The sequence below is a fragment of the Staphylococcus piscifermentans genome (assembly GCF_900186985.1).
Classification (GTDB): domain Bacteria; phylum Bacillota; class Bacilli; order Staphylococcales; family Staphylococcaceae; genus Staphylococcus; species Staphylococcus piscifermentans.
The window spans coordinates 1,267,155-1,289,888 of record NZ_LT906447.1; the positions used below are offsets into that span (position 1 = coordinate 1,267,155).

Consider the following 22,734-nt stretch of genomic DNA (forward strand, 5'->3'; position numbering starts at 1 on the left):
ATATGACACACTATCATTTTGTCGGAATTAAAGGTTCCGGAATGAGTTCTTTGGCTCAGATTATGCATGATTTGGGTCATGAAGTACAAGGTTCCGACATAGACCAATATGTGTTCACAGAAAAAGCATTAAGAAATAAAGGAATAAAAATATTATCATTTAACCCTGATAATATAGAAAAAGGGATGACTGTAATTCAAGGGAATGCCTTTTCAGATACACATGAAGAGATTGTTCGTGCTCATGAGTTAGGATTGGAAGTGATTGATTATCCAACATTCTTAGGCCACGTTATTGAACAATACATTTCAATCGCCGTTACAGGGGCGCATGGCAAGACATCTACGACTGGTCTGTTATCTCATGTAATGAATGGTGATAAAAGAACTTCTTTCTTAATCGGAGATGGCACAGGATTAGGAATTCCGCAAAGTGAATTTTTTGCCTTTGAAGCTTGTGAATATCGACGTCATTTCTTAAGCTATCATCCTGATTACGCAATTATGACTAATATTGACTTTGATCATCCTGACTACTTTAAAGATGTAGATGATGTGACAAGTGCCTTTCAAGAGATGGCGCACAATGTGAAAAAAGGTATAGTAGCTTGGGGTAAAGATGAGCATTTACGTAAAATTAAAGCAGATGTTCCGATTTATTACTATGGTTTAGAAAAAGATGAAGATATTTATGCAGATAATATTCAAATTACAGAAAATGGAACACAATTTGATGTATATATTGATGGTAAATATTTTGATCAGTTCTTATCACCTCAATACGGAGACCATAATATCTTAAATACTTTAGCAGTTATCATGGTATGTCACTTAGAAGGACTCGATATTGAGAATATCAAAGAAGCATTAGAAACATTTGGAGGGGTAAAAAGACGCTTCAATGAAACAAAGTTACATAATCAAGTATTAGTTGACGATTATGCCCACCATCCACGTGAAATTAATGCTACAATTGAGACAGCAAGAAAAAAATATCCAAACAAAGAAGTCATTGCTGTTTTTCAACCTCATACTTTTTCAAGAACTAAAGCTTTCTTAGAAGAATTTGCAGACAGCTTGAGCAAAGCTGATCGTGTCTTCTTATGTGATATCTTTGGTTCTATCAGAGAACATGATGGCAGCTTGACTATCCAAGATTTAATTGACCGCATTCCAGGGGCTCAATTAATCGGCGAAAAAAATGTAAATATATTGAATGAATTTGATAATGCTGTTATTTTATTTATGGGTGCTGGAGATATTCAAAAAATCGAACGCGCTTATATGGAGCAAAATGGCGTAACAAATGAATTTTAAAATGTTTATACTATTTTTGCTTTGGGTATTTTAAAAAAATAAGACATAAGCTATTTAGGAGGCGTTTTTAATGGACTGGATTTTACCTGTAGCAGGTCTAATTGCAGCTTTAGCATTTTTAGTTTTAGTAATCGGAATTGTGCTAGTCTTAGTATCTGTTAAGAAAAATTTAGACTATGTTGCTAAAACTCTTGACGGAATCGAAGGTCAAGTACAAGGGATTACTCGTGAATCAACAGACTTACTTCACAAAGCTAACCGCTTAACTGAAGATATTCAAGATAAAGTGGACCGCTTAAATTCTGTAGTTGATGGAGTAAAAGGCATCGGTGATTCTATCCAAGATTTAGATGGATCAGTGGACCGAGTAACAAACTCAATTGCACATAATATTTCTCAAAATGAAGACAAAATTTCACAAGTCATCCAATGGTCAAATGTTGCTATGGAAATTGCTGATAAATGGCAATATAGAAAGCAACAAAGAGAAAGTGCAAACTACAGAGGCTAATGGTATAATGTAGTTCGAATTGAACTGTATACCTCATCTGTAGGCTTAACATTATCAATTATAGTACTTACAAACTGCACTTAAATGAGGTTGATTCAACTTTGTTTAAGTGCTTTTATTTATAGGAGGCAAAACATGAGAAAGAAAAATGATGAAGCTAAGTTAGAAATATATGAAGTTGAAGCCATGGCCGATACGGTTCGTAAAGATTTCGTGTCTGGTTTTATTGCAGGTGCTTTCATTGGTTCAGCAGTTGGTTTTATTTTAAATCAAGTTAAAAAACGTAAACAACAAGAAAAACAATTTGAAGCCCAACATGAACAAGATAAACCTTCAATGAAAGATAAAGTGTCAGCGCAAACAGATGCCTTAAAAGCTAACGCTCAAGATCAGTTGCAAGGTATGAAAGACGTTGCGCAGCAAATCAGAAATCAAGTGAACCAAAAAATCAAACAAGATGAGCAAGAATATGACGTAGATACTTTACGTGCAGAAAAACAAGCAATCAGAAATGAAGCGTCAGCTCATGATTTAGCAAATGTATCTCCGCAAGCACAAGAAGAAGTTGCTGGAAATCAATCAACTGCTGTCTCAACTCGTGAATTTAGTGCACAAGGAAATGCTAAGGCAGCAAAAGAAAAAGCTAAATTGATTGAAAATGATAATACTGTAGCTGCTAAAGTCAGCGAATTATTTAAAGCAGCACCAGTAAAATCTAGTTCTTATACAGCAGTACCGATTTTAGTTACTACTGTAACTGCAGTCGCAGGTACTGAAAAAGATACTGCTAAAAAAGATTCTAAACCAGCTGCAAAAAAATCACCTCAATCTACTTCTAAGACTTCACCAAAAGCAGCAGAGAAACGCACAAACCAAACTCATGAAAAAGCATCAATGGACAAAGGTGTAATTACACATGATAAAGCTACTGCAAATCACTCATCAAATGAGAAAAATGTTGCAGGTCACACAGTAGTGAGTGCGAAGAAAGATGATGAATCAGCAAAAAAAGTCGCAGCTACTAACGAAGGAAAATCTGAAGAAAATATTAAAGCAACTAAGGTAGAAAAAGCAGATGCGAAAAAACAATCAGCTGATAAAAAAGATGAACCTTCAGCTAAAGTAGAATCAAAAACAGTAAACAACACAACAACAACAAAAACACAAACTAAGAAAACAACAGACACACCAAAAAATACAGCAGCTACAACTACTAAAGAAGCAAAAGCATCTTCTCCTAAAAATGCTACTAAAACAACAACGAAGACAACAAGAAAGCCAGCTTCTAAAGGTAATAAAACAACAACACAAAAAACAACGACTAAAACTAAATCGCAAGGTCAAAATAATACATCTAAATCAGCAGCTTCTAAATCAACTGCTCAGAAAAAAACAACAAAATCAACACCAAAAACACAATCTCAAAATACACCTAAAAATAACCAACCAAAAGGTGAAACAACTAAGAAAAAAATCGAAAAGAAAACTTTTGATGATTAATGGTTGAATGAGGGCTGAGACATCAATTTGTCTTAGCCCTTGGTTTCTGAACTGGCAATAACTATTTGCTCAAGTTAGTTTGCTTGGGGTGGGAGGACGAAATAATTTTGTTATGCTTATTTCTCTCTCACTCCGATTTTGTTTATAGATTAATCAATTATGTGAAAATTGTAAATAGTTTAAAGAATGAGAATATTTTAGAATAAAGCTTGAAATTTGACCGACTTACTGCTACAATACTTGTTAAATTCAATTTTTTACCGCTTTAAAGTGTAATAAGTTGGATGCATAAAATAATTACATAGAGGTGACCAGGTAATGAATAAGTTGGAACAGTACAGAAATGAAATCGAGAACATTAATGAACAAATTTTAGACCTTTTTGTAAAACGTGGTGAACTCGCACAAAAAATCGGGGAAGAAAAGCGTAAGCAGGGAACAAAGGTATATGATCCTGAACGCGAAAAAGTAATGTTGAATGCATTAATTGAGAAAAATAATGGTCCATTTAACGACAATGTAATTAAACAATTATTTAAAGAAATTTTTAAAGCATCCACAGATTTACAAAAAGCTGATCATGAGAAACATCTTATTGTCTCTAGAAAATTAAAACCTGAAGACACAATTGTACAATTTGATAATGGCGGTGTCATCGGTGATGGAAATAAATCGTTTATTTTCGGCCCTTGTTCAGTAGAATCCCAAGAACAAGTTGATAAAGTTGCTGCTGATTTGCAAAACAAAGGCTTGAAATTTATTCGTGGAGGTGCATTCAAACCTCGTACATCACCATATGATTTCCAAGGTTTAGGATTAGAAGGATTAAAAATTCTTAAAAATGTTAAAGATAAATACAATTTAAATGTAGTCAGTGAAATTGTATCGCCAGCAGATTTTGAATTAGCAGATGAATACTTGGATGTTTTCCAAATTGGTGCACGCAATATGCAAAACTTTGAATTGTTGAAAGAAGCAGGGCGTACGAACAAACCAGTGTTATTGAAACGTGGTATGTCAGCGACTATCGAAGAATTTATTTTTGCAGCTGAGTACATCGCTTCTCAAGGTAACAGTAATATCATTTTATGTGAACGTGGTATCAGAACTTACGAAAAAGCCACACGTAACACATTGGATATTTCAGCTGTACCTATTTTAAAACAAGGTACACATTTACCGGTAATGGTAGACGTTACACATAGCACAGGACGCAAAGATATTATGTTGCCGACAGCAAAAGCTGCTTTAGCAGTTGGAGCAGATGGCGTAATGGCAGAAGTACATCCTGATCCAGCAGTTGCATTAAGTGACAGCGGACAACAAATGGACTTAGAACAATTCGATAAATTCTATAATGAATTAAAACCACTAGCAGATATGTACGATAATAATCAATTACGTTAATTGAAATAAAATTTAATAGTGAATTTACTCCTTTCAAAGAAATGCTCAAAGTATAGTATTTTTGAAAGGAGTTTATTCATGTTTTGTACACATAAGTGAAAAATTATTAATTCATTTACACTTTAGCAGCTACAAAAGGATGATTATTGACAAAAAAGTGACAAACAGAATATATTAATTTAAGTTCTCGGGAATTTGTGGTAAACTTTGAAAATGCTATGAAAACTTATTATAATAGAGTTTGAAACGCTTACAGAAAGGGTGAAGACATGACCGTTACTATATATGACGTTGCAAGAGAAGCACGAGTATCCATGGCGACAGTGTCTCGTGTTGTAAATGGCAACCAAAATGTGAAACCAGAAACCAGAGATAAAGTTAACGCAGTCATTAAAAAGTTAAATTATAGACCTAATGCGGTTGCTAGAGGTCTAGCAAGCAAGAAAACAACAACAGTTGGGGTAATTATACCGGATATTTCAAATGTCTATTACTCTCAATTAGCACGTGGTTTGGAAGATATTGCGACAATGTATAAATATCATTCAATCATTTCAAATTCTGATAATGATCCCGCAAAAGCTAAAGAGATTTTTAATAATCTGCTTAGCAAACAAGTGGATGGCATTATCTTCTTAGGCGGTACATTAGATGAAGAACTTGAACAAATGATTGAAACTTCTTCAGTACCTGTAGTTGTGTCTGGAACAAGTGATGATGATGAAAGTATTGCTTCTGTAAATATTAATTATAAACAAGCAGCTATTGAAGTTACTGAACATTTAATTGAAACAGGTGCAAAGCAATTTGCATTTGTTGGAGGAAATAATTCAGAGAAAGCTGAAGCAGATGTTTTAGCAGGTTTAATCGAAGTGCTTGAAAAACATGATTTATCATTGAAAGATGAAATGAAATTTACAGGTAAAGAAACATATAAAGATGGTGTGAATGCATTTGAAACTATATCACAGTATCAACCAGATGCCATTTTATCAATTAGTGATGAGCAAGCAATCGGTATAGTGCATTCAGCTTTAGATGCAAATGTTCAAATTCCAGAAGATTTGCAAGTCGTCAGCTTTAATAATACACGACTTGTAGAAATGGTTCGTCCGCAATTATCAAGTGTCATCCAACCGCTATATGATATTGGTGCTGTAGGTATGCGTTTATTAACAAAATATATGAACAATGAAGAAATTTCAGATTCAAATGTTATCTTACCTTATCGAATCGAATATCGTGGTACAACACGTTAATTCTTCTATAAATATAAAGAGATTGAAATAAATTAAAGTTCCAACTTGCTCTAAATATAAAATAAGCTATGCGAAATCTATTCTATAAATTTCTGCATAGCTTTTTTTATTGATAGATAATAGCTTCCTAAACAGATAAGATGTTTTTTTATGTCGCTTCCAAATTGTTTTAAAACCAGCTGGCCACTTGATTCGCATGCTTTAAATTCTTAGCAGAAATTTCAGCAGTTCGAGGAATTTCCATGTAATCTAAACGTTTATCATCCCAAGTGGTCGGTAAATCTAATGGAGCATAGTGCTGCCATTTACTAATCCATTCTTCTGGCAAATCACCATGTTGAATCGGCATATCCATTAAACTTAAGAAAACATGGCTCCAAGCTCGCGGAACCACACGCCAAATATTATAGCCTCCTCCGCCGAACATCAGTACTTTCCCATTTGTATACGTATCTGCCAAGTATTTAATATAATAGGGCACTTCATACAAAGCATCTAAAGTACAATTCATATGCGTGAGCGGATCTAGATAATGTATATCCACACCATGTACACTCAATAATATATCAGGTTGATAAGATTGAACGACTGGTGTAACCGTTTTTTTGAAACACTCGATAAAAGATTCATCTTCAGTATAGGGCTCAAGAGGAACATTCACTGAATAACTGAATCCTTGTTCTTTTCCGCGCTCTGTATAATGTCCAGAACCAGGGAAGAGAAATTTTCCTGTTTCATGAATGGAATAATTGAGAATATCATTTTCTGTATAGAAGCTCCATTGCACACCATCTCCATGATGTGCATCTGTATCAATGACCATTACACGCAAGCCATATTGTTTAGATAAATATTTAGCAGTAATGGCAACATCATTATAAATACAAAAGCCATTTGCTCTGCCAGGCAATGCATGATGCAATCCACCGCCTAAATGACAGCCATTTTGTAATTCATCATTAACTATCATATCAGCAAGCTTCAACGCACCCCCAACAATGCGTGCGCTATGCTGATGCATGTGTTTGAATTGTGACGTATCTTCGTCTGCTAATCCATATTTCTTAGCTTCAGATGGACTTAATATCCCATGTGAAGCATGCTTGATTGCATTGACATAATCATAGGAATGAATCAATGTCAGTTCTTCATCAGTTGCTATCCGCGGCGTAATGATTTGATCCGCTGTTAATAATCCTGCATCAATTAATAACTCTGTAGTTAATTTCAAGCGCATTTGATTAAATGGATGGTCATTACTGAAGCGATACTGCATCAATTGATTAGAATAGACATACCCCGTTTGTTTATTATTTTGACTCATAAAATCTCCCCTTTAGTAGAAAAAGCGGTTCATAAAGCGCACATCGTCAAATGCTTTAATTTGATCTAAAGAGATGCGTGAACCAATTCTTGCCATTAAACAATTCGCAGGATGTCCGGTAATTTCCGGATCATCTGTCGCAAAAATTTCTAAACCTCCTTGTGCCATTAAGTTCTGCATTAACTTTTTATATTCATATACATCTAATTTAGAATTTTTCAAATCCCAATGCCAATAATATTCAGTTGTTAAAATAATATAATCTTCGAATTCATCTTCACTTAAGCTTTGTTTAATTAATTCACTTCCGAGACCTGTTCCACGATAGGGAAGTGCCACTTCAATAGCGCCAAGCTCTACTAGGTAAGGCAAATTTCCCGTTGACCAACGTTCTAGAGGATCTGGATAGTGGTAAGTTACATAACCGACAATCGTATCTGCTTTGCGTAATACATAAATGCGACCTTCAGGCAGCTCGCTAATTTCTTGTATTGCTTCAAATTGTTCTATAGGCTTCCTGAATGCATCGAGCCCATCATCATAATTAAATGTTTCCAGTTTTTCGCGCGGTACAGGACCTTCAATGACATACTTTTCACCGTTGCGAGTGTAATCTTGCCTTACATACGTTTTGATATGTTCCATATATCGCCACTTCCTTTAATGAATTAAAATATATCCAAGCCCAATTCAAATGTGAATCTTTTACTATAAAATGACCATCGATATATTTGCTTGCATTTATTACTATTATAATGTTTTTCGAACATAATTAACACAAAAATCAGAATTATCATAATTATATTTTGAATGTTGTGCTTTGTTTTTGTATAATAGCATTATGAAAACGATTTCAAACGAAGGGGGCAATTCAAATGAAAGTCGATGTATACAAAGGGGGAGAAGGTAATTATAACCTTCAAGATTACGAAGAAGCATACAACAACTTTGATTGGAAAGAAGTAGAAAAGGAATTTTCTTGGTATGAAACTGGCAAAGTGAATATGGCTTACGAATGTATTGACCGTCATGTCGATAATGGCAAAGGTGATAAAACAGCATTGAATTATAAAGATGCGCAACGTCAAGAAAGTTACACTTTCAAAGAAATGCAAGACTACTCAAATAAAGCAGCCAATGTTTTGAAAGATAAAGCAAAGGTTGAAAAAGGTGATCGCGTATTTATCTTTATGCCGAGAACACCAGAATTATACTTTGCATTATTCGGTATTTTAAAGATTGGCGCGATTGTTGGACCATTGTTTGAAGCATTTATGGAAAAAGCAGTTACTGACCGTTTAGAAAATAGCGATGCTAAAGTAATAGTGACTACTAAAGACTTGTTAGAACGCATTCCTCAAGATAAATTACCAAATTTAGAAACGATTGTGGTAGTAGATGATGATGATGTGGATGCTCAATATGTAGATTTCAAAAAAGATTTACAAGAAGCAAGCGATCAATTTGATATTGAATGGCTAGATAGAGAAGACGGTTTGATTCTACATTATACATCTGGTTCTACAGGACAACCAAAAGGGGTCTTGCATGTTCAAGATGCTATGATATTACAATATATTTCTGGTAAATATGTGTTGGATTTGCAAGAAGACGACATTTATTGGTGTACAGCTGACCCAGGCTGGGTAACAGGAACATCATATGGAATCTTTGCACCTTGGCTGAACGGTGTAACTAACTGTATTGCAGGAGGTAGATTCTCGCCAGAAGCTTGGTACGGCATGATTGAAGAATTTAAAGTAACAGTTTGGTATACAGCTCCGACAGCTTTGCGGATGTTGATGAGTGCTGGGGACGATGTAGTTAAAAAATATGATTTGTCTTCGTTACGTGAGGTCCTATCTGTAGGTGAACCATTAAATCCTGAAGTTATTAAATGGGCGAAAGAAGTCTTAGGTCATACTGTATTAGATACATGGTGGATGACAGAAACTGGCGGCCATATGATAGTGAATTATCCTTCTATGGACGTTAAATTAGGTTCAATGGGTAAACCGCTTCCAGGTATTGAAGCGGCCATTATAGATGACCAAGGCAATGTCTTGCCGCCTAACCGCATGGGCAACTTAGCGATTAAAAAAGGCTGGCCTTCTATGATGCGCAAGATTTGGAAAAATCCTGAGAAATATAATTCTTACTTTATCGGAGATTGGTATGTTTCAGGAGATTCTGCATATCAAGACGAAGATGGATATTTCTGGTTCCAAGGACGTGTGGATGACGTTATCATGACAGCCGGAGAACGTGTCGGTCCATTTGAAGTTGAATCTAAACTAGTAGAACATCCAGCAGTATCTGAAGCGGGTGTTATAGGTAAACCAGATCCAGTCCGTGGAGAAATTATTAAAGCCTTTGTTGCTTTAAATCCTGGTTATGAGCCGGATGATGAATTGAAAGAAGATATTCGTCAATTTGTGAAGACTGGTTTATCTGGTCATGCTGCACCAAGAGAAATTGAATTTAAAGATAAACTTCCGAAGACACGCTCTGGTAAGATTATGAGACGTGTGCTTAAAGCTTGGGAACTCGATTTACCAGAAGGCGATTTAAGTACAATGGAAGACTAAATACAGAGTATGAAGAGGGGTTTGGACAAATTAATGTCCAGGCTCCTTTTTTTATGTTCAGTCGACAAAGTGTCGAGGCACGCGATTGTTGCTTATACAGTTTGTGCATAAACGTCATCCCAAATTACTTTGCCAATTTATTCAGCCATGCCTATTAGCACATTTTATATTTAGAAAAACAGGAATTGAGGCAATCAAATTAGCACTTTCTCAAACTCGATTTAGTTTTTCATTCCATAAAAATAAAATCTTACCACAGCGGAGTCTAAAGCAATTGTAAACGCTTGCATAGTATGTGGATAAAATACAATAAAATTATTATAGAGTATTTTAATTGGAGTTTTTACATCAAAAGTAAGATAACTAAAAAATAATTGATGAATATGTTCGACAATAAATATATAATTCGTTATGATTAGACATGTAAAAGCTTTTCCTACAGTTGAAACAGTGCCTGTCAATGCAATTTTCACCAAAGCAAGTGTATTGCAGACAACGGCTTTGTTATTGAGGGAATAAAGTTGTTGTGGCACCAAATGAAAACTGCTTAACAGACAGTGGTCGATACTGTAATTTTTATTACTTTAGTAAGGGGCTGAATGAATTGACTCATTTATCAGATTTAGACATAGCGAATCAAGCTACAATCCAACCTATCACAGAAATTGCTGAAAAAATCGGTATTCCTGAAGATGCCTTAGAACAATACGGGCATTATAAAGCGAAAATTGATATTAACAAGCTGAAAGACAATGGAGAGAAAGGTAAAGTTGTACTTGTAACGGCTATGAGTCCAACACCAGCAGGCGAGGGTAAATCTACAGTAACAGTAGGGTTGGCTGACGCATTTCATGAATTAGGCGAAAATGTCATGATGGCATTGCGTGAACCTGCGTTAGGTCCAGTATTCGGTATTAAAGGCGGCGCAACTGGCGGCGGCTATGCACAAGTATTGCCAATGGAAGATATCAACTTGCATTTTAACGGTGACTTCCATGCAATTACGACAGCAAACAATGCTTTAGCAGCATTTATTGATAACCATATTCATCAAGGTAACGAATTAGGCATTGATCAACGCCGTATCGAATGGAAACGTGTGCTTGATATGAATGACCGTGAATTAAGAAAGGTAGTTGTCGGGCTGGGCGGTCCTACACAAGGTGTACCAAGAGAAGACGGTTTCAATATCACAGTTGCTTCTGAAATTATGGCTATTTTATGCTTAAGTACTGGATTGAAAGATTTGAAATCAAGTATTGCCAATATTACTATCGGTTACACACGTGATCGCAAACCTGTCACTGTTGCAGATTTAAAAGTTGAAGGCGCGCTTGCCATGATCTTGAAAGATGCTATCAAACCTAACTTAGTACAATCTATTGAAGGTACACCAGCATTAATTCATGGCGGACCATTTGCTAATATCGCTCATGGCTGTAACTCAATTATTGCTACTGAAACTGCTCGCAAACTTGCAGATGTAGTAGTAACTGAAGCTGGTTTCGGTTCTGATTTAGGAGCTGAAAAATTCATGAATATCAAAGCACGTAAAGCTGGCTTTGAGCCAAGTGCTGCAGTCGTAGTTGCTACAGTTCGTGCATTGAAAATGCATGGCGGCGTAGCTAAAGATGATTTGAAAGAAGAAAATGTTGAAGCGGTAAGAGACGGTTTAGCAAACTTAGAAAGACATGTTAAAAATATCCGCTCATTCGGAGTAGAGCCTGTTATTGCTTTAAACGCTTTCGTTTCTGATACAAAAGCTGAAGAACAAGTTGTCGAAGATTGGGCAAAAGAAAACGGCGTGCGTATCGCTTTAACTGAAGTATGGGAAAAAGGCGGTAAAGGCGGCGTTGCTTTAGCAAAACAAGTTCAAGAAGTCTTGAATGAAAAACACGACTTCAAACATACTTATGATCTTGACTTGCCAATCGAAGAAAAAATCGAAAAAGTGGTTACAAGTATTTACGGTGGTAAAAAAGTAACCTTTACTAATGCTGCCTTAAAACAACTTAAACAAATTAAAGACAATGGATGGGATAACTATCCTGTTTGTATGGCTAAAACTCAATACTCATTTACTGATGATAAAGATCGTTTGGGTGCACCAGATGACTTTGAAATTACAATCAGAGAATTGCAAGCTAAAACAGGTGCAGGTTTCATTGTAGCTTTAACTGGCGCAATTATGACAATGCCTGGTCTTCCTAAGAAACCAGCAGCACTTAATATGGACGTTACTGACGACGGACATGCTAAAGGATTATTCTAATTAGTATATAAAGATTTATAGCAAGACCCTGGAACAATTACGGAATCATTAATATGATTACCGTTTGTTTCAGGGTCTTTTTGTCATTAGATGCGTTTTAATATTGAACTGTTCAGCTTTATGGAATTCTTTTTCAGTGATGACACCTTCGACTTTCATGCGCCATAATACGTAATGCTGTCTTCTTAAGCTAATCTCTAAATCGGAGTCCTTCTTCAAGGTGCCATCATCATAATAAGGCGTATACGTATAGGGGCTTTGGACTAATCCAATCAGATAAGCTGCTTCGGGTAAATTAACATCACTTGGCGGTTTGCCGAATAAACTATAAGATGCTGAAGCAATGCCAGTTATATTATCACCGTTGTAATCTCGGCCAAAAGGAACGATGTTTAAATAAATATACATAATTTCTTCCTTGGACATAATCCGTTCAAGTTTCAAGGCAAGGACGATTTCATTGGCCTTGCGATTATAAGTCTTCTCATTATTAAGCACTTGGTTTTTAATAACTTGTTGTGTAATAGTACTACCGCCTGAAGAAGCTTCAGTACGAAAGATATCTTGGAATATGGCTCTTAAAAGCGCTTTTGGCAATATACCGTCGTGTTTATAATATAGAGAATCCTCTGAAGCTACTAATGCTTTAGGTATCTTCGCATTGACGCTTTCTGGTCCGACTAATAAAGGGTTTAACGATGCATCATACTGCTGTAAAAAGTCTTTCTTTTTATAATTGATTTGTTCATCACCTGGCACCTTTAAGACGAGTGCACGTAAATGAGTATCTGTCATATTTTCAGAATGCGTGGTCATACTCATAAAAAAACCAAATAAAAGACCAAATGCTAAACTAAAGACGAGTAATATAATGACAAATATACCTACAAAGAAATATTTAATCCGCTTATACCAAACCTCAAATAATATGAGTGATTTGGAAGTGGCAGATTGTCCAGGTTGCGGTCTTTCCATGATCTACCTCCAATATTAAAATTAGTATATCATAATTGAATTGAAGTTGACTTTTAATTAGGTGTTCATTATACTGAAGTTAAAATTATATGTTTTTGGATAAGGAAAAGTAACTGATTGAGCTGTTTTCAGAGAGTTAGTGGGGGCTGCGAACTAACAACAGCAAATGAGCGAATACACCTGGTACCTTATGAATTATTAAGTATCCAACGTTTGATTTAATGTACGTATCATTAATTAAAGTTAACCTCAAGTATGGTGGTACCGTGCATTAATGCGCCCTTACAGTCAATAAGCTGTAAGGGTTTTTTATTTTTCAACAATCTGAAACATATAGATAAATGTGATGAAAATAAGGAGGAAACGAAGAATGACAAATGAATTACTTCAAGACTTAGAATGGCGTGGACTCGTGTATCAGCAAACAGACGCTGAAGGATTAGAAAATATTTTAAACAAAGAGCAAGTCACTTTGTATTGCGGTGTAGACCCGACTGCTGACAGTATGCATATCGGGCACTTATTACCGTTATTGACTTTAAGACGCTTCCAAGAACACGGTCACAAACCGATTGTGTTAATCGGCGGGGGAACTGGAATGATCGGTGACCCATCTGGTAAAACAGATGAACGTGTTTTACAAACCGAAGAACAAGTTGAACATAATGTACGCGGTATCGGAGCACAAATGGATAAAATCTTTGATTTCTCTGGTAAAGAAGCTGCGCAATTAGTGAATAACCGTGATTGGTTAGGACAAATTTCTCTTATTGATTTCTTAAGAGATTACGGCAAACATGTAGGTGTGAACTATATGTTGGGTAAAGATTCTGTACAATCACGCTTAGAGAATGGTATTTCTTACACTGAATTTACTTATATGATTTTACAAGCGATCGATTTCGGTCATTTAAACCGCGAATACAATTGTAAAGTACAAATCGGTGGTTCAGACCAATGGGGCAACATCACTAGTGGTATTGAATTGATGCGTCGCATGTATGGTCAAACTGAGGCTTACGGCATCACTATTCCATTAGTAACAAAAGCAGACGGTAAAAAATTCGGTAAATCCGAAGCGGGAACTGTTTGGTTAGATGCTGATAAAACAAGTCCTTACGAATTATACCAATTCTGGATTAATACTTCTGATGCAGATGTTATTAAATTCTTGAAGTACTTTACATTCTTAGATAAAGCAGAAATTGAACGCTTAGAGCAGTCTAAAGAAGAAGCACCCCATTTACGTGAAGCACAAAAAGCATTGGCTGAGAACGTAGTACGCTTCATTCATGGTGAAGATGCGTTACAAGATGCCATTCGTATTTCTGAAGCTTTATTCAAAGGTAACTTAAAAGAATTGAGTAGCGAAGAGTTGCGTCAAGGCTTTAAAGATGTGCCGCAAGCTGAGGTCAGCAATGAAACAACTAATATTGTAGACTTTATTGTAGAAGCGGGAATCTCTTCTTCAAAACGACAAGCAAGAGAAGATGTATCCAATGGTGCAATTTATATTAATGGAGAACGCCAACAAGATTTGAAATATGAGATTTCAAATGCAGATAAAATTGATAACGAATTCACGATTGTGAGACGCGGTAAGAAAAAATACTTTATGGTTAAATATCAATAATTAATATTAAAAGAGCTTTGATTACCTATTTTCAAATAGGATCAAAGCTCTTTTGTTCTGCTCTCTATTTTTTACCAAGTGTTACTGTGACTTCTTTTTCTTTACCATCACGGAGTACAGTAATCTTCATTGATTCTCCAGGTTTTTTATTCGCATACAGATAAGAACGTAGCGATGCATCATCCTTAATGGCTTTCCCATCAGCTTTAATGATAATATCGCCCTTCTTAATTTCATCTTGATGTGAAACTTTCGCGACATAAACGCCATCCGTGCGGTCAGTATGCAAATCGTCTTTATAGCGTTCAGGAATATCACTTAAATTAATTAATCCTACGCCGATAGAAGGGCGGTCAACTTTCCCGTGTTTAACAAGTTGTTCTATTGTTAATTTCACTTCGTTGCTAGGAATCGCAAAGCCGATTCCTTCAACTTGATCGCTGGAAATTTTCATTGAGTTGATACCCACTAAATCACCATTAATATTGACTAAAGCACCTCCAGAGTTACCTGGGTTGATTGCCGCATCTGTTTGCAGCACATTTACTTTATTTGAACCTTCAGAAGTTTCTGTATCAATGGTACGTTCATTAGCTGAAATGATACCAGAAGTTACAGTGTTCGCAAATTCTAATCCTAAAGGGTTACCAATTGCGAAGACACTGTCTCCAGTTTTGACTTTTGAAGAGTCAGCAAAGTTGATTGCTTTAGTGCCGGGTGCGTTATCAATTTTAAGTACCGCAATATCAGTTAAAGCATCTTTACCGATTAATCTGGCTTTCACTTGCTTAGAATCATGTAATTGCACTTTAATTTCACTCGCACCGTCGACCACGTGATTATTGGTTACAATATATGCGCCTTGGCCAGATTTCTGGTAAATAACTCCAGAACCGATACCCGCTTCTTGCGACTTCCCAGCACTGCCATTAAAGAAGTCTTCTAAGCTTTGAGCCTTTTGCATATTAATGACACCTACTATAGTGGGTGAGACATCATTCAACATTTGATTGACTGTTTTATATTTTTCACTTTTTCCATCAAGCACATTTCCGCCTTTAGTTTGCGTAGATTCATTTACTTGGGATCCTTCATTTGCATGATTGGTTAGCATTCCGCCGAGTTTAACCGCACCTAATACGAGAAGCGCTCCGATAATACCTGAGAGTAAGGCGATTAAAACAACACGGAACCAAGGGAATCTGTTTCTAGGCGAGGGTCTGTGCTGACCATTTCGATTGTCGTAATCTGTCATCCTAAACCTCCATTTAATTTTCTTAATGATATTATCTAATGATTTGGCATTTAATTCTAGTAATTTGATAATATTTCATTAATAGGATGTCATTTTATTCTTTAATTTAAGTAAAAAAAGAAAAGAAAGGCTTGCGAATTAACTTGTTGTCATGAAAGCATAATGATAAAATTTGAGTAGTAAACATTCAATATAGTAGGTGACAAAATGTATAAATTTATCAGCAGCATTCTGTATTGGATATTAGTCAAAAAGTGTAAATCACTCAACGTCTATGGCAAAGAAAATGTACCGCAATTACATCGTTATGTCGTAACATGTAATCACGAAAGCTATAATGAGGTTATTATGCTAGGAATGGCTCTTTATCCAAATCAAATTCATTACATGGCTAAAAAAGAACTTTTTAATAATAAATTATTTGGCAATTTTTTAAAATCACTGAACGCCTTTCCGGTTGATCGTGAAAATCCAGGCCCAAGTACGATTAAAACACCAGTTAATTTATTGAAAAAGAATAAAACAATCGGCATGTTCCCAGCCGGCCACAGAACTACAGAAGAAACACCATTGAAACGTGGTGCAGCAACGATTGCGATGTTGGCAAAAGTTCCGATTGTACCCGCAGCATATGTAGGTCCGGATAAAATTATAGGATTAGTTACAGGCAAAGCGCACATCAAATTTGGAGAACCGATTGATACCGCTAATTTGCCGGACCATTTAAAGAAACGTAATGAAAAAGTAGACTATATTACGCAAGAAGTCACAAAGCGTACACGAGCATTACAGCAAGAACTGAATCAATTGAAATAAAATATATTTCAGACGGCGTCTTTTCTCGGTGTTATATAAAATCAGTATTGATAAACATCACGAAAGGCGTCTTTTTTCAAACTTTTTAATTAAGCGTTTTCATACATACTTAAATATATAGAAATAAGGTGAAGCAAATGTATAACTTTTTACAGCGTTTAGGACGCTCGCTGATGTTGCCGGTTGCAGTTTTGCCCGCAGCCGCAATACTGATCGGAATAGGTAATGCTATCAAAGCCTTTCAAGCAAATTCCACAATAGGTCAATTTATTTTCAACTGCGGAATTGTAATTATGGAAAATCTCGGTATCCTTTTTGCCATAGGGGTAGCACTTGGCATGGCCAAGAAAAATGATGGGGCCGTCACCTTGGCAGCAGTAGTTGGTTTCTTTGTCGTAACTGGTGTACTTTCTCCAGAAAAGCTTACAGAAGTGCTCCACATCAAAGAAAGTAGTCTCAATGAGGCATTTACCGCTATGAATGGACAAAATGTCTTTGTAGGACTGATCGTCGGTTTAATTGCCGCTTATTCTTATAATAAGTTCAGCAGCACTGAATTACCCACCGCACTGTCCTTTTTCAGCGGAAAACGCTTAGTACCGATTATGACAGCGCTCTTTTCATCCATACTGGCCATCATTTTCTTTTTCGTCTGGCCGTTTGTGTATGATGCTATAGTTGCATTCGGGAAGTGGATTATTAACTTTGGACCATTTGGCGCCTTCTTATACGGCTTCTTTAACCGTTTATTAATTCCAACAGGATTGCATCATGCCTTGAACTCTGTATTTTGGTTCAACCTCGCTGGAATTGACGATGTGGCTAAATTCCAAACCGGACATGGAGCAGTTAAAGGCATAACAGGCCGCTATATGGCTGGCTTCTTCCCAGTCATGATGTTCGGTATTCCAGCTGCAGCACTAGCAATGTATCATACAGCTAAGACGACACAGAAGAAACGCGTAGCAGGATTAATGCTCGCTGGTTCCATTTCAGCCTTCTTTGTCGGCGTGACTGAACCCATTGAATTTGCATTCATGTTTGTAGCACCTATGCTATTCGTTATTCACGCAATACTTACCGGTCTATCACTCATGATAGCTGCTATCTTCCATTGGACAGCAGGCTTTGCATTCAGCGCCGGACTTATCGACTTTGTACTGTCACTCTTAAACCCAGTGGCCAACCATCCAATGATGCTCATGGTCCAAGGCGTCGTATTCTTTATCATCTACTATGTTGTGTTCCGAGCAGTCATTCAAATCTTCAACTTGAATACACCTGGACGCGGAGAAGACGAAATTGGTGATCCTGTAGTAGAAACCCCTTCAACTTCTACTATGGAAAAAGAAAACCCTAAGAGAGAGCCACGTAAATATGAGAGTATGTCTGCTCAAATTATTGACGGTCTCGGCGGAAAAGAGAATATTAGATCGTTGACGAATTGTGCGACAAGATTACGCTTAGAAGTAGAAGATGTCCATAAATTAGATGAAAATAAAATCACTCAAGCAGGTGCGGTAGGCATAACGACAAGCGGACAACACAATGTTCAAGTCATTATAGGGACTCATGTGCAGCAAGTAGCAGATGAAGTAGAACAGCAATTAGAACAACAATAAATGAAATAACAGCAGAGCGGAGTATAAATCTTTTCTAAAGGTTTACTTCGCTCTATTGCTTATTTAAGTATTCATTTGTATAATGATACTCATTAATCTGAATTTTCTGAAGTAGGTGCGTAAATTATGAAAGCAGTATTATTTGATGTGGACGGTGTATTTTTAAGTGAAGAACGCTGTTTCGATGTCTCAGCATTAACCGTATATGAAATATTGATGAGCAATCAATTTTTGAAGTTAATGCCGACAGTTAATTTTAACAAAATAACGAATAGCGAAATTAATTTAATACGCCAAGTAGTATTTGATCAAGATAGGATTTTGAATGCTATGAAATCCAGGGGGCTAAATTCTAATTGGGATATGCTCTTTATCACACTCTCTATCCATTTGATAGAATTATTGAAACAAGTATCACCAGAAGAAAGAACTTCATTTTTAACGGCTCATCCTTTTACAGATGTGACGCTTCAAGAATTAGGTGCATTGGTGAGCGACAGAAATTTAGATTTTATCAAACCGCTTCATTTTATGGAAAATGCAGAAGCGGGGAAATCACAAATTTATCGCGATTTAAGAAAATATGCTGAACAAGAATTAGAAACGACACATACAGAACTATTTGAAATACGTAGTCCTTTATGGGAAATTGCACAAGAGGTCTATCAAGAATGGTATTTAGGATGTCGTTTATATCGGAAAGTAGAGGATAAATTACCGCGCAGTGATTTTAAGACAGGGTATATTTATCAAGAAGAAGAACTGGCATCAATTGAGCAAATTCAAACGTTGCTTAAAGACTTAAAGTCAGCAGGCTATCAACTTGCCATTGCAACTGGACGTCCTAGAACTGAAACACTAGTACCTTTTGAAGATAAAGGACTAGCCGGATATTTTGATGAACATCATATTGCGACGGCTTCTGAAGTGTTGATGGCGGAAGAACAATTTCCTAAGTTGAAACCTTTAGGAAAACCCAATCCATTCAGTTATATTACCGCTTATAATGGAAACGATGCATCGCATTATCAAGAATATGCTGAGAATCAAGAGAATGTTTTCTCATCAGAAGATATTTATATTGTAGGTGATTCTTTGGCAGATTTATTCAGTGCCGATGTAACAGGCGCAACCTTTATAGGAACGCTGACCGGGTTGAAAGGTAAAGAGGCAAAAAGCGAATTGAAAGCACATCATGCAGATTATATCGTGAATAATGTATTAGATATCCGAAAAATATTATTATAAAGATTGAAAAATACGAGTGAGAAATAGCGAAGAGAGTTAGAACATTGCTTTGTTCTAACTCTCTTTATCTATATTTAGTAAATATTTACTGTTACTTATTTACTTAAATCTACAAACTGAATAGATTTAAAGCCGTCAATTTGGAAGAGGGCTTTTATAATGTCTTCAGAAACCGTATGGTCAACAGAAATAATCATCATGGCATCTCCGCCTTCTTCAGCACGCCCTAAATGCATAGATGCAATATTGATATCATATTCTCCTAAAATTTGACCGGTTCTGCCTACAATTCCCGGACGGTCTGTATGATTGATAACCAATTGATATTTTGCAGGTTTGAAATCAACAGGGTAATCATTAATTCTTACAATACGAGGCCCATAACCATTTAATACGGTTGCTCCGACAGTAACGACTTGATCTCGATTCACCATTGTTAATTCAATATAGTTGTTGAAAGAGCGAGATTTCGCATCTTTTTCTACGTTATACACTACATTCTGTTCATTTAATAAGAATAAAGCATTAACTAGATTGACGCGTTCTCCTAAATCTTGTGATAATACGCCTTTGGCAATAGTGCGTGTAAGTATATTCGTATCTTCTTTTACCAACTCACCGCTGAATTTAATTTTGAGTTCACGCGGTGCTTTCCCAAGTAATTGAATCGCTACTTTGCCGGCCATGTCACACAAATCAAGGTAATCTTTTAATTCGGCGTCTTCTTCTCCGAAAATCATTTTTGGTGCATTTACCGCATGACGGACGTTACCAGTATGGAAGAATTCCGCAATTTCATTTGCGACTGACACAGCCACTTTCTCTTGTGCTTCTACTGTTGAAGCACCCAAGTGAGGTGTCACAATAACTTTGTCATGCTTAGTTAAAGGCGAATCAGTAGCCGGTTCATGTGTAAATACATCAATCGCCGCTCTAGTGATTAAATTGCGGTCTAAAGCATCTACTAAGGCCTCTTCGTCAATAATACCGCCGCGTGCTACGTTAATAATTTGTAATTGCGGCTTTGCTTGTTCGAAAAATTCTTTGCCGACCATACCTTTAGTTTTAGCAGTAAGTGGCGTATGAACAGTTACAAAATCAGCTTGCTGCGCAATTTCATCGACACTTGCACGCTCGATATCTAATTCTTTTGCTTTTTCAGCAGTTAAATACGGATCAAAGGCGATGATTTTCATACCGAAACTTTTAGCCCGTTTAGCCACACCAAGACCAATACGTCCAGTTCCGATAATACCTAAAGTTTTGTGATAAAGTTCTGTTCCTTTAAATTCAGAGCGATTCCATTTTCCTTCTTTAAGCGATTGATGCGCAGTAGGGATTTGGCGAGCCATTGCTAATATCATAGCCATTGAATGCTCAGTGGCAGAAATGGTATTGCCATCCGGCGCATTAATGACCAATATACCGCGTTTAGTTGCTGCATCTCTATTAATATTATCAACGCCCACACCAGCGCGTGCAATAATTTTTAAATTATCAGCAGCTTCAATGACATCTTCTGTCACTTGCGTTTGACTTCTGACAATTAAGCCATCATAATCTTTAATTTTTTCAATTAAAGCTTCTGGAGATAATCCAGTATCAATATCTACTTCAAATTGCTCATCATCTAATAATGTTTGTAATCCTTCTTCAGCAATAGGATCAGAGACTAAGATTTTATACATATTCTTTAACCACCTCTAAATAAGCTTGTGTACCTCTACCAATATAAGATTCATTACGTAATTCTGAAAGGATAACTTCTAAAGCGCTCACACACTGCAAGATATCAGCAGTATCAATCATGCCCAAATGACCGATACGTAAAATCTTTCCTTTTAATTTACCTTGCCCACCTGCAATAGTAATATTAAAACGATCTAATAAAGCATTTTTAATCGCTGAGACTTCCTCGACAGTAGGAGGAACAAATGCTGTAACAGTAGGTGAAGCATGTTCGTCGTCTACAAGAAGCGGTAAATCCAACGCTTTCAATGCAGCGCGAAGTCCATCTCTAATGATATAGTGGCGCTCGATTACATTGTTGAAGCCCTCATCTTCAACCAGCTCTGCATATGCAGCGACTCCTTTATAGAAGCTGACATTCGGTGTGAACGGCGTTGAGTTTTTCTCAGCAGAAGCAATATACTTATTGAAATCTAAATAAAATCTCGGTGTTTTAACTTCTGCAAAACGTTTGCCCGCTCTGTCTGAATAAGCTGCAAAGGCTAGACCAGGAGGCAACATCATTGCTTTCTGACTGCCGGCAACCAAGACATCGATATGATCACGTTCTAAATTGACGTCTACCGCACCTACGCAGCTTACACCATCCACAACAAAATAAGTTTCAGGATAATGTTGATGTAAAGCTTCTCCTAAATCATGAATAGGGTGGACTACCGTAGTGGAAGTTTCGCAGTACTGTGTATAAACAGCAGTGACGTTTGCGGGTAAGTCATTTAAAAAGTCTATAAACGATGCCACATTAACCGCTTCACCCCAAGCGACCTCAAAGACGTGAACATGATTAAAATAAGTTTCAGCAATTTGTTTAAAACGATTACCGAAAGCGCCTGATACAATAACAGCAACATGGTCATCTGCATTAAGAAGATTTACCATACTTGCCTCTAACGCACTCGTGCCACTTGAAGTAAAAATCAAGACATCATTTTTCGAACCGAAAACAGGCTTCAACCCTTTATAAGCCTTTTCAGCAACCGCTTCGAATGCTTTAGTACGATGTCCAATCATAGGTTCATTAATGACACGTTGAATACGTTCCGGAATCGGAGTCGGTCCCGGTGTTAATAACAATGGATGATGATACATAAAGATTTCCCCCTAACAACAAGATTGTTTCATTTTATCAAATATTCTGAAAATAAGGAAGTGAATTTCAGTGTAAATATAGAAGATTTACGACAAATTAACACACTTATAAGATGAAATCGTTTTCTTTTGTAAAAAGAAAGATTCAGAGAGAGGGAAGAAGTAAAAAG

At 36.5% G+C, this 22,734-nt stretch carries 17 protein-coding genes; 11 read left to right on the forward strand and 6 right to left on the reverse strand.

Annotated features, from left to right (window positions below; translation table 11 throughout):
* Positions 1-2: 2 nt before the first annotated feature.
* The 5 genes from murC (at position 3) to ccpA (ending at position 5,993) form a co-directional block, all read left to right on the forward strand.
* On the forward strand, positions 3-1,316 hold the full coding sequence (murC, locus tag CKV71_RS05900; RefSeq protein WP_095104729.1) for a UDP-N-acetylmuramate--L-alanine ligase: 1,314 nt from the start codon (positions 3-5) through the stop codon (positions 1,314-1,316).
* Positions 1,317-1,386: 70 nt separating this feature from the next.
* Positions 1,387-1,827: a DUF948 domain-containing protein gene (locus tag CKV71_RS05905; protein WP_015900590.1), complete on the forward strand. Its 441-nt coding sequence runs from the start codon at positions 1,387-1,389 to the stop codon at positions 1,825-1,827.
* 135 nt (positions 1,828-1,962) lie between these two features.
* Entirely contained in the window at positions 1,963-3,327 is a 1,365-nt protein-coding gene (locus tag CKV71_RS05910; RefSeq protein ID WP_095104731.1) for a hypothetical protein, read from the forward strand.
* Between the two features lie 318 nt (positions 3,328-3,645).
* Positions 3,646-4,734: a bifunctional 3-deoxy-7-phosphoheptulonate synthase/chorismate mutase gene (locus tag CKV71_RS05915; protein ID WP_095104733.1), complete on the forward strand. Its 1,089-nt coding sequence runs from the start codon at positions 3,646-3,648 to the stop codon at positions 4,732-4,734.
* Positions 4,735-5,003: 269 nt separating this feature from the next.
* Complete coding sequence (gene ccpA, locus CKV71_RS05920) at positions 5,004-5,993, forward strand: catabolite control protein A (protein WP_095104735.1); 990 nt, start codon at positions 5,004-5,006, stop codon at positions 5,991-5,993.
* 169 nt (positions 5,994-6,162) lie between these two features.
* Here ccpA and CKV71_RS05925 read toward each other — a convergent pair whose 3' ends face one another.
* The gene (locus CKV71_RS05925; protein ID WP_095104737.1) at positions 6,163-7,317 is read right to left on the reverse strand and encodes an acetoin utilization protein AcuC; all 1,155 of its coding nucleotides are present in this window, start codon (positions 7,315-7,317) and stop codon (positions 6,163-6,165) included.
* 12 nt (positions 7,318-7,329) lie between these two features.
* On the reverse strand, positions 7,330-7,962 hold the full coding sequence (locus tag CKV71_RS05930) for a GNAT family N-acetyltransferase (protein ID WP_095104739.1): 633 nt from the start codon (positions 7,960-7,962) through the stop codon (positions 7,330-7,332).
* 230 nt (positions 7,963-8,192) lie between these two features.
* Between CKV71_RS05930 and acsA the strand changes: the two genes are divergently transcribed.
* Both acsA and CKV71_RS05945 read left to right on the forward strand, forming a co-directional pair.
* Positions 8,193-9,905, forward strand: a complete 1,713-nt coding sequence (gene acsA, locus CKV71_RS05935) for an acetate--CoA ligase (protein ID WP_095104741.1) — start codon at positions 8,193-8,195, stop codon at positions 9,903-9,905.
* 604 nt (positions 9,906-10,509) lie between these two features.
* Entirely contained in the window at positions 10,510-12,177 is a 1,668-nt protein-coding gene (locus tag CKV71_RS05945; RefSeq protein WP_095104745.1) for a formate--tetrahydrofolate ligase, read from the forward strand.
* Positions 12,178-12,246: 69 nt separating this feature from the next.
* On the opposite strand, the gene CKV71_RS05950 is transcribed toward CKV71_RS05945, so the two are convergent.
* Complete coding sequence (locus CKV71_RS05950) at positions 12,247-13,152, reverse strand: biosynthetic peptidoglycan transglycosylase (RefSeq protein WP_095104747.1); 906 nt, start codon at positions 13,150-13,152, stop codon at positions 12,247-12,249.
* A 370-nt stretch (positions 13,153-13,522) separates the two neighbouring features.
* On the opposite strand from CKV71_RS05950, the gene tyrS reads away from it, so the two are divergent.
* A complete protein-coding gene (gene tyrS, locus CKV71_RS05955) occupies positions 13,523-14,785 on the forward strand; it encodes a tyrosine--tRNA ligase (RefSeq protein ID WP_095104749.1) in 1,263 nt (420 codons plus the stop codon).
* Between the two features lie 64 nt (positions 14,786-14,849).
* Here the strand turns inward: tyrS and CKV71_RS05960 are convergent, their stop codons facing one another.
* On the reverse strand, positions 14,850-16,040 hold the full coding sequence (locus tag CKV71_RS05960; RefSeq protein WP_095104751.1) for a S1C family serine protease: 1,191 nt from the start codon (positions 16,038-16,040) through the stop codon (positions 14,850-14,852).
* A gap of 207 nt (positions 16,041-16,247) precedes the next feature.
* On the opposite strand from CKV71_RS05960, the gene CKV71_RS05965 reads away from it, so the two are divergent.
* The 3 genes from CKV71_RS05965 to CKV71_RS05975 all read left to right on the forward strand — a co-directional run bounded on the left by CKV71_RS05965 (position 16,248) and on the right by CKV71_RS05975 (position 19,726).
* Complete coding sequence (locus CKV71_RS05965) at positions 16,248-16,856, forward strand: lysophospholipid acyltransferase family protein (RefSeq protein ID WP_095104753.1); 609 nt, start codon at positions 16,248-16,250, stop codon at positions 16,854-16,856.
* Positions 16,857-16,993: 137 nt separating this feature from the next.
* Entirely contained in the window at positions 16,994-18,478 is a 1,485-nt protein-coding gene (gene nagE / locus CKV71_RS05970) for an N-acetylglucosamine-specific PTS transporter subunit IIBC (RefSeq protein WP_095104755.1), read from the forward strand.
* Between the two features lie 126 nt (positions 18,479-18,604).
* Positions 18,605-19,726: an HAD family hydrolase gene (locus CKV71_RS05975; RefSeq protein WP_095104757.1), complete on the forward strand. Its 1,122-nt coding sequence runs from the start codon at positions 18,605-18,607 to the stop codon at positions 19,724-19,726.
* 95 nt (positions 19,727-19,821) lie between these two features.
* Here CKV71_RS05975 and serA read toward each other — a convergent pair whose 3' ends face one another.
* Entirely contained in the window at positions 19,822-21,414 is a 1,593-nt protein-coding gene (gene serA, locus CKV71_RS05980; RefSeq protein WP_095104759.1) for a phosphoglycerate dehydrogenase, read from the reverse strand.
* On the reverse strand, positions 21,407-22,564 hold the full coding sequence (locus tag CKV71_RS05985; RefSeq protein ID WP_095104761.1) for a pyridoxal-phosphate-dependent aminotransferase family protein: 1,158 nt from the start codon (positions 22,562-22,564) through the stop codon (positions 21,407-21,409). The genes serA and CKV71_RS05985 overlap by 8 nt, the downstream gene beginning before the upstream one ends.
* Between the last annotated feature and the right edge of the window lie 170 nt (positions 22,565-22,734).

Bases quoted from the DNA above. Each gene is read 5' to 3' on its own strand.
- tyrS (WP_095104749.1), top strand. From the start codon at position 13,523: ATGACAAATGAATTACTTCAAGACTTAGAATGGCGTGGACTCGTGTAT.
- CKV71_RS05985 (WP_095104761.1), bottom strand. From the start codon at position 22,564: ATGTATCATCATCCATTGTTATTAACACCGGGACCGACTCCGATTCCG.
- CKV71_RS05960 (WP_095104751.1), bottom strand. From the start codon at position 16,040: ATGACAGATTACGACAATCGAAATGGTCAGCACAGACCCTCGCCTAGA.
- nagE (WP_095104755.1), top strand. From the start codon at position 16,994: ATGTATAACTTTTTACAGCGTTTAGGACGCTCGCTGATGTTGCCGGTT.
- CKV71_RS05975 (WP_095104757.1), top strand. From the start codon at position 18,605: ATGAAAGCAGTATTATTTGATGTGGACGGTGTATTTTTAAGTGAAGAA.
- CKV71_RS05910 (WP_095104731.1), top strand. From the start codon at position 1,963: ATGAGAAAGAAAAATGATGAAGCTAAGTTAGAAATATATGAAGTTGAA.
- acsA (WP_095104741.1), top strand. From the start codon at position 8,193: ATGAAAGTCGATGTATACAAAGGGGGAGAAGGTAATTATAACCTTCAA.
- CKV71_RS05930 (WP_095104739.1), bottom strand. From the start codon at position 7,962: ATGGAACATATCAAAACGTATGTAAGGCAAGATTACACTCGCAACGGT.
- CKV71_RS05915 (WP_095104733.1), top strand. From the start codon at position 3,646: ATGAATAAGTTGGAACAGTACAGAAATGAAATCGAGAACATTAATGAA.
- CKV71_RS05965 (WP_095104753.1), top strand. From the start codon at position 16,248: ATGTATAAATTTATCAGCAGCATTCTGTATTGGATATTAGTCAAAAAG.
- serA (WP_095104759.1), bottom strand. From the start codon at position 21,414: ATGTATAAAATCTTAGTCTCTGATCCTATTGCTGAAGAAGGATTACAA.
- CKV71_RS05905 (WP_015900590.1), top strand. From the start codon at position 1,387: ATGGACTGGATTTTACCTGTAGCAGGTCTAATTGCAGCTTTAGCATTT.
- CKV71_RS05950 (WP_095104747.1), bottom strand. From the start codon at position 13,152: ATGGAAAGACCGCAACCTGGACAATCTGCCACTTCCAAATCACTCATA.
- ccpA (WP_095104735.1), top strand. From the start codon at position 5,004: ATGACCGTTACTATATATGACGTTGCAAGAGAAGCACGAGTATCCATG.
- CKV71_RS05925 (WP_095104737.1), bottom strand. From the start codon at position 7,317: ATGAGTCAAAATAATAAACAAACGGGGTATGTCTATTCTAATCAATTG.
- murC (WP_095104729.1), top strand. From the start codon at position 3: ATGACACACTATCATTTTGTCGGAATTAAAGGTTCCGGAATGAGTTCT.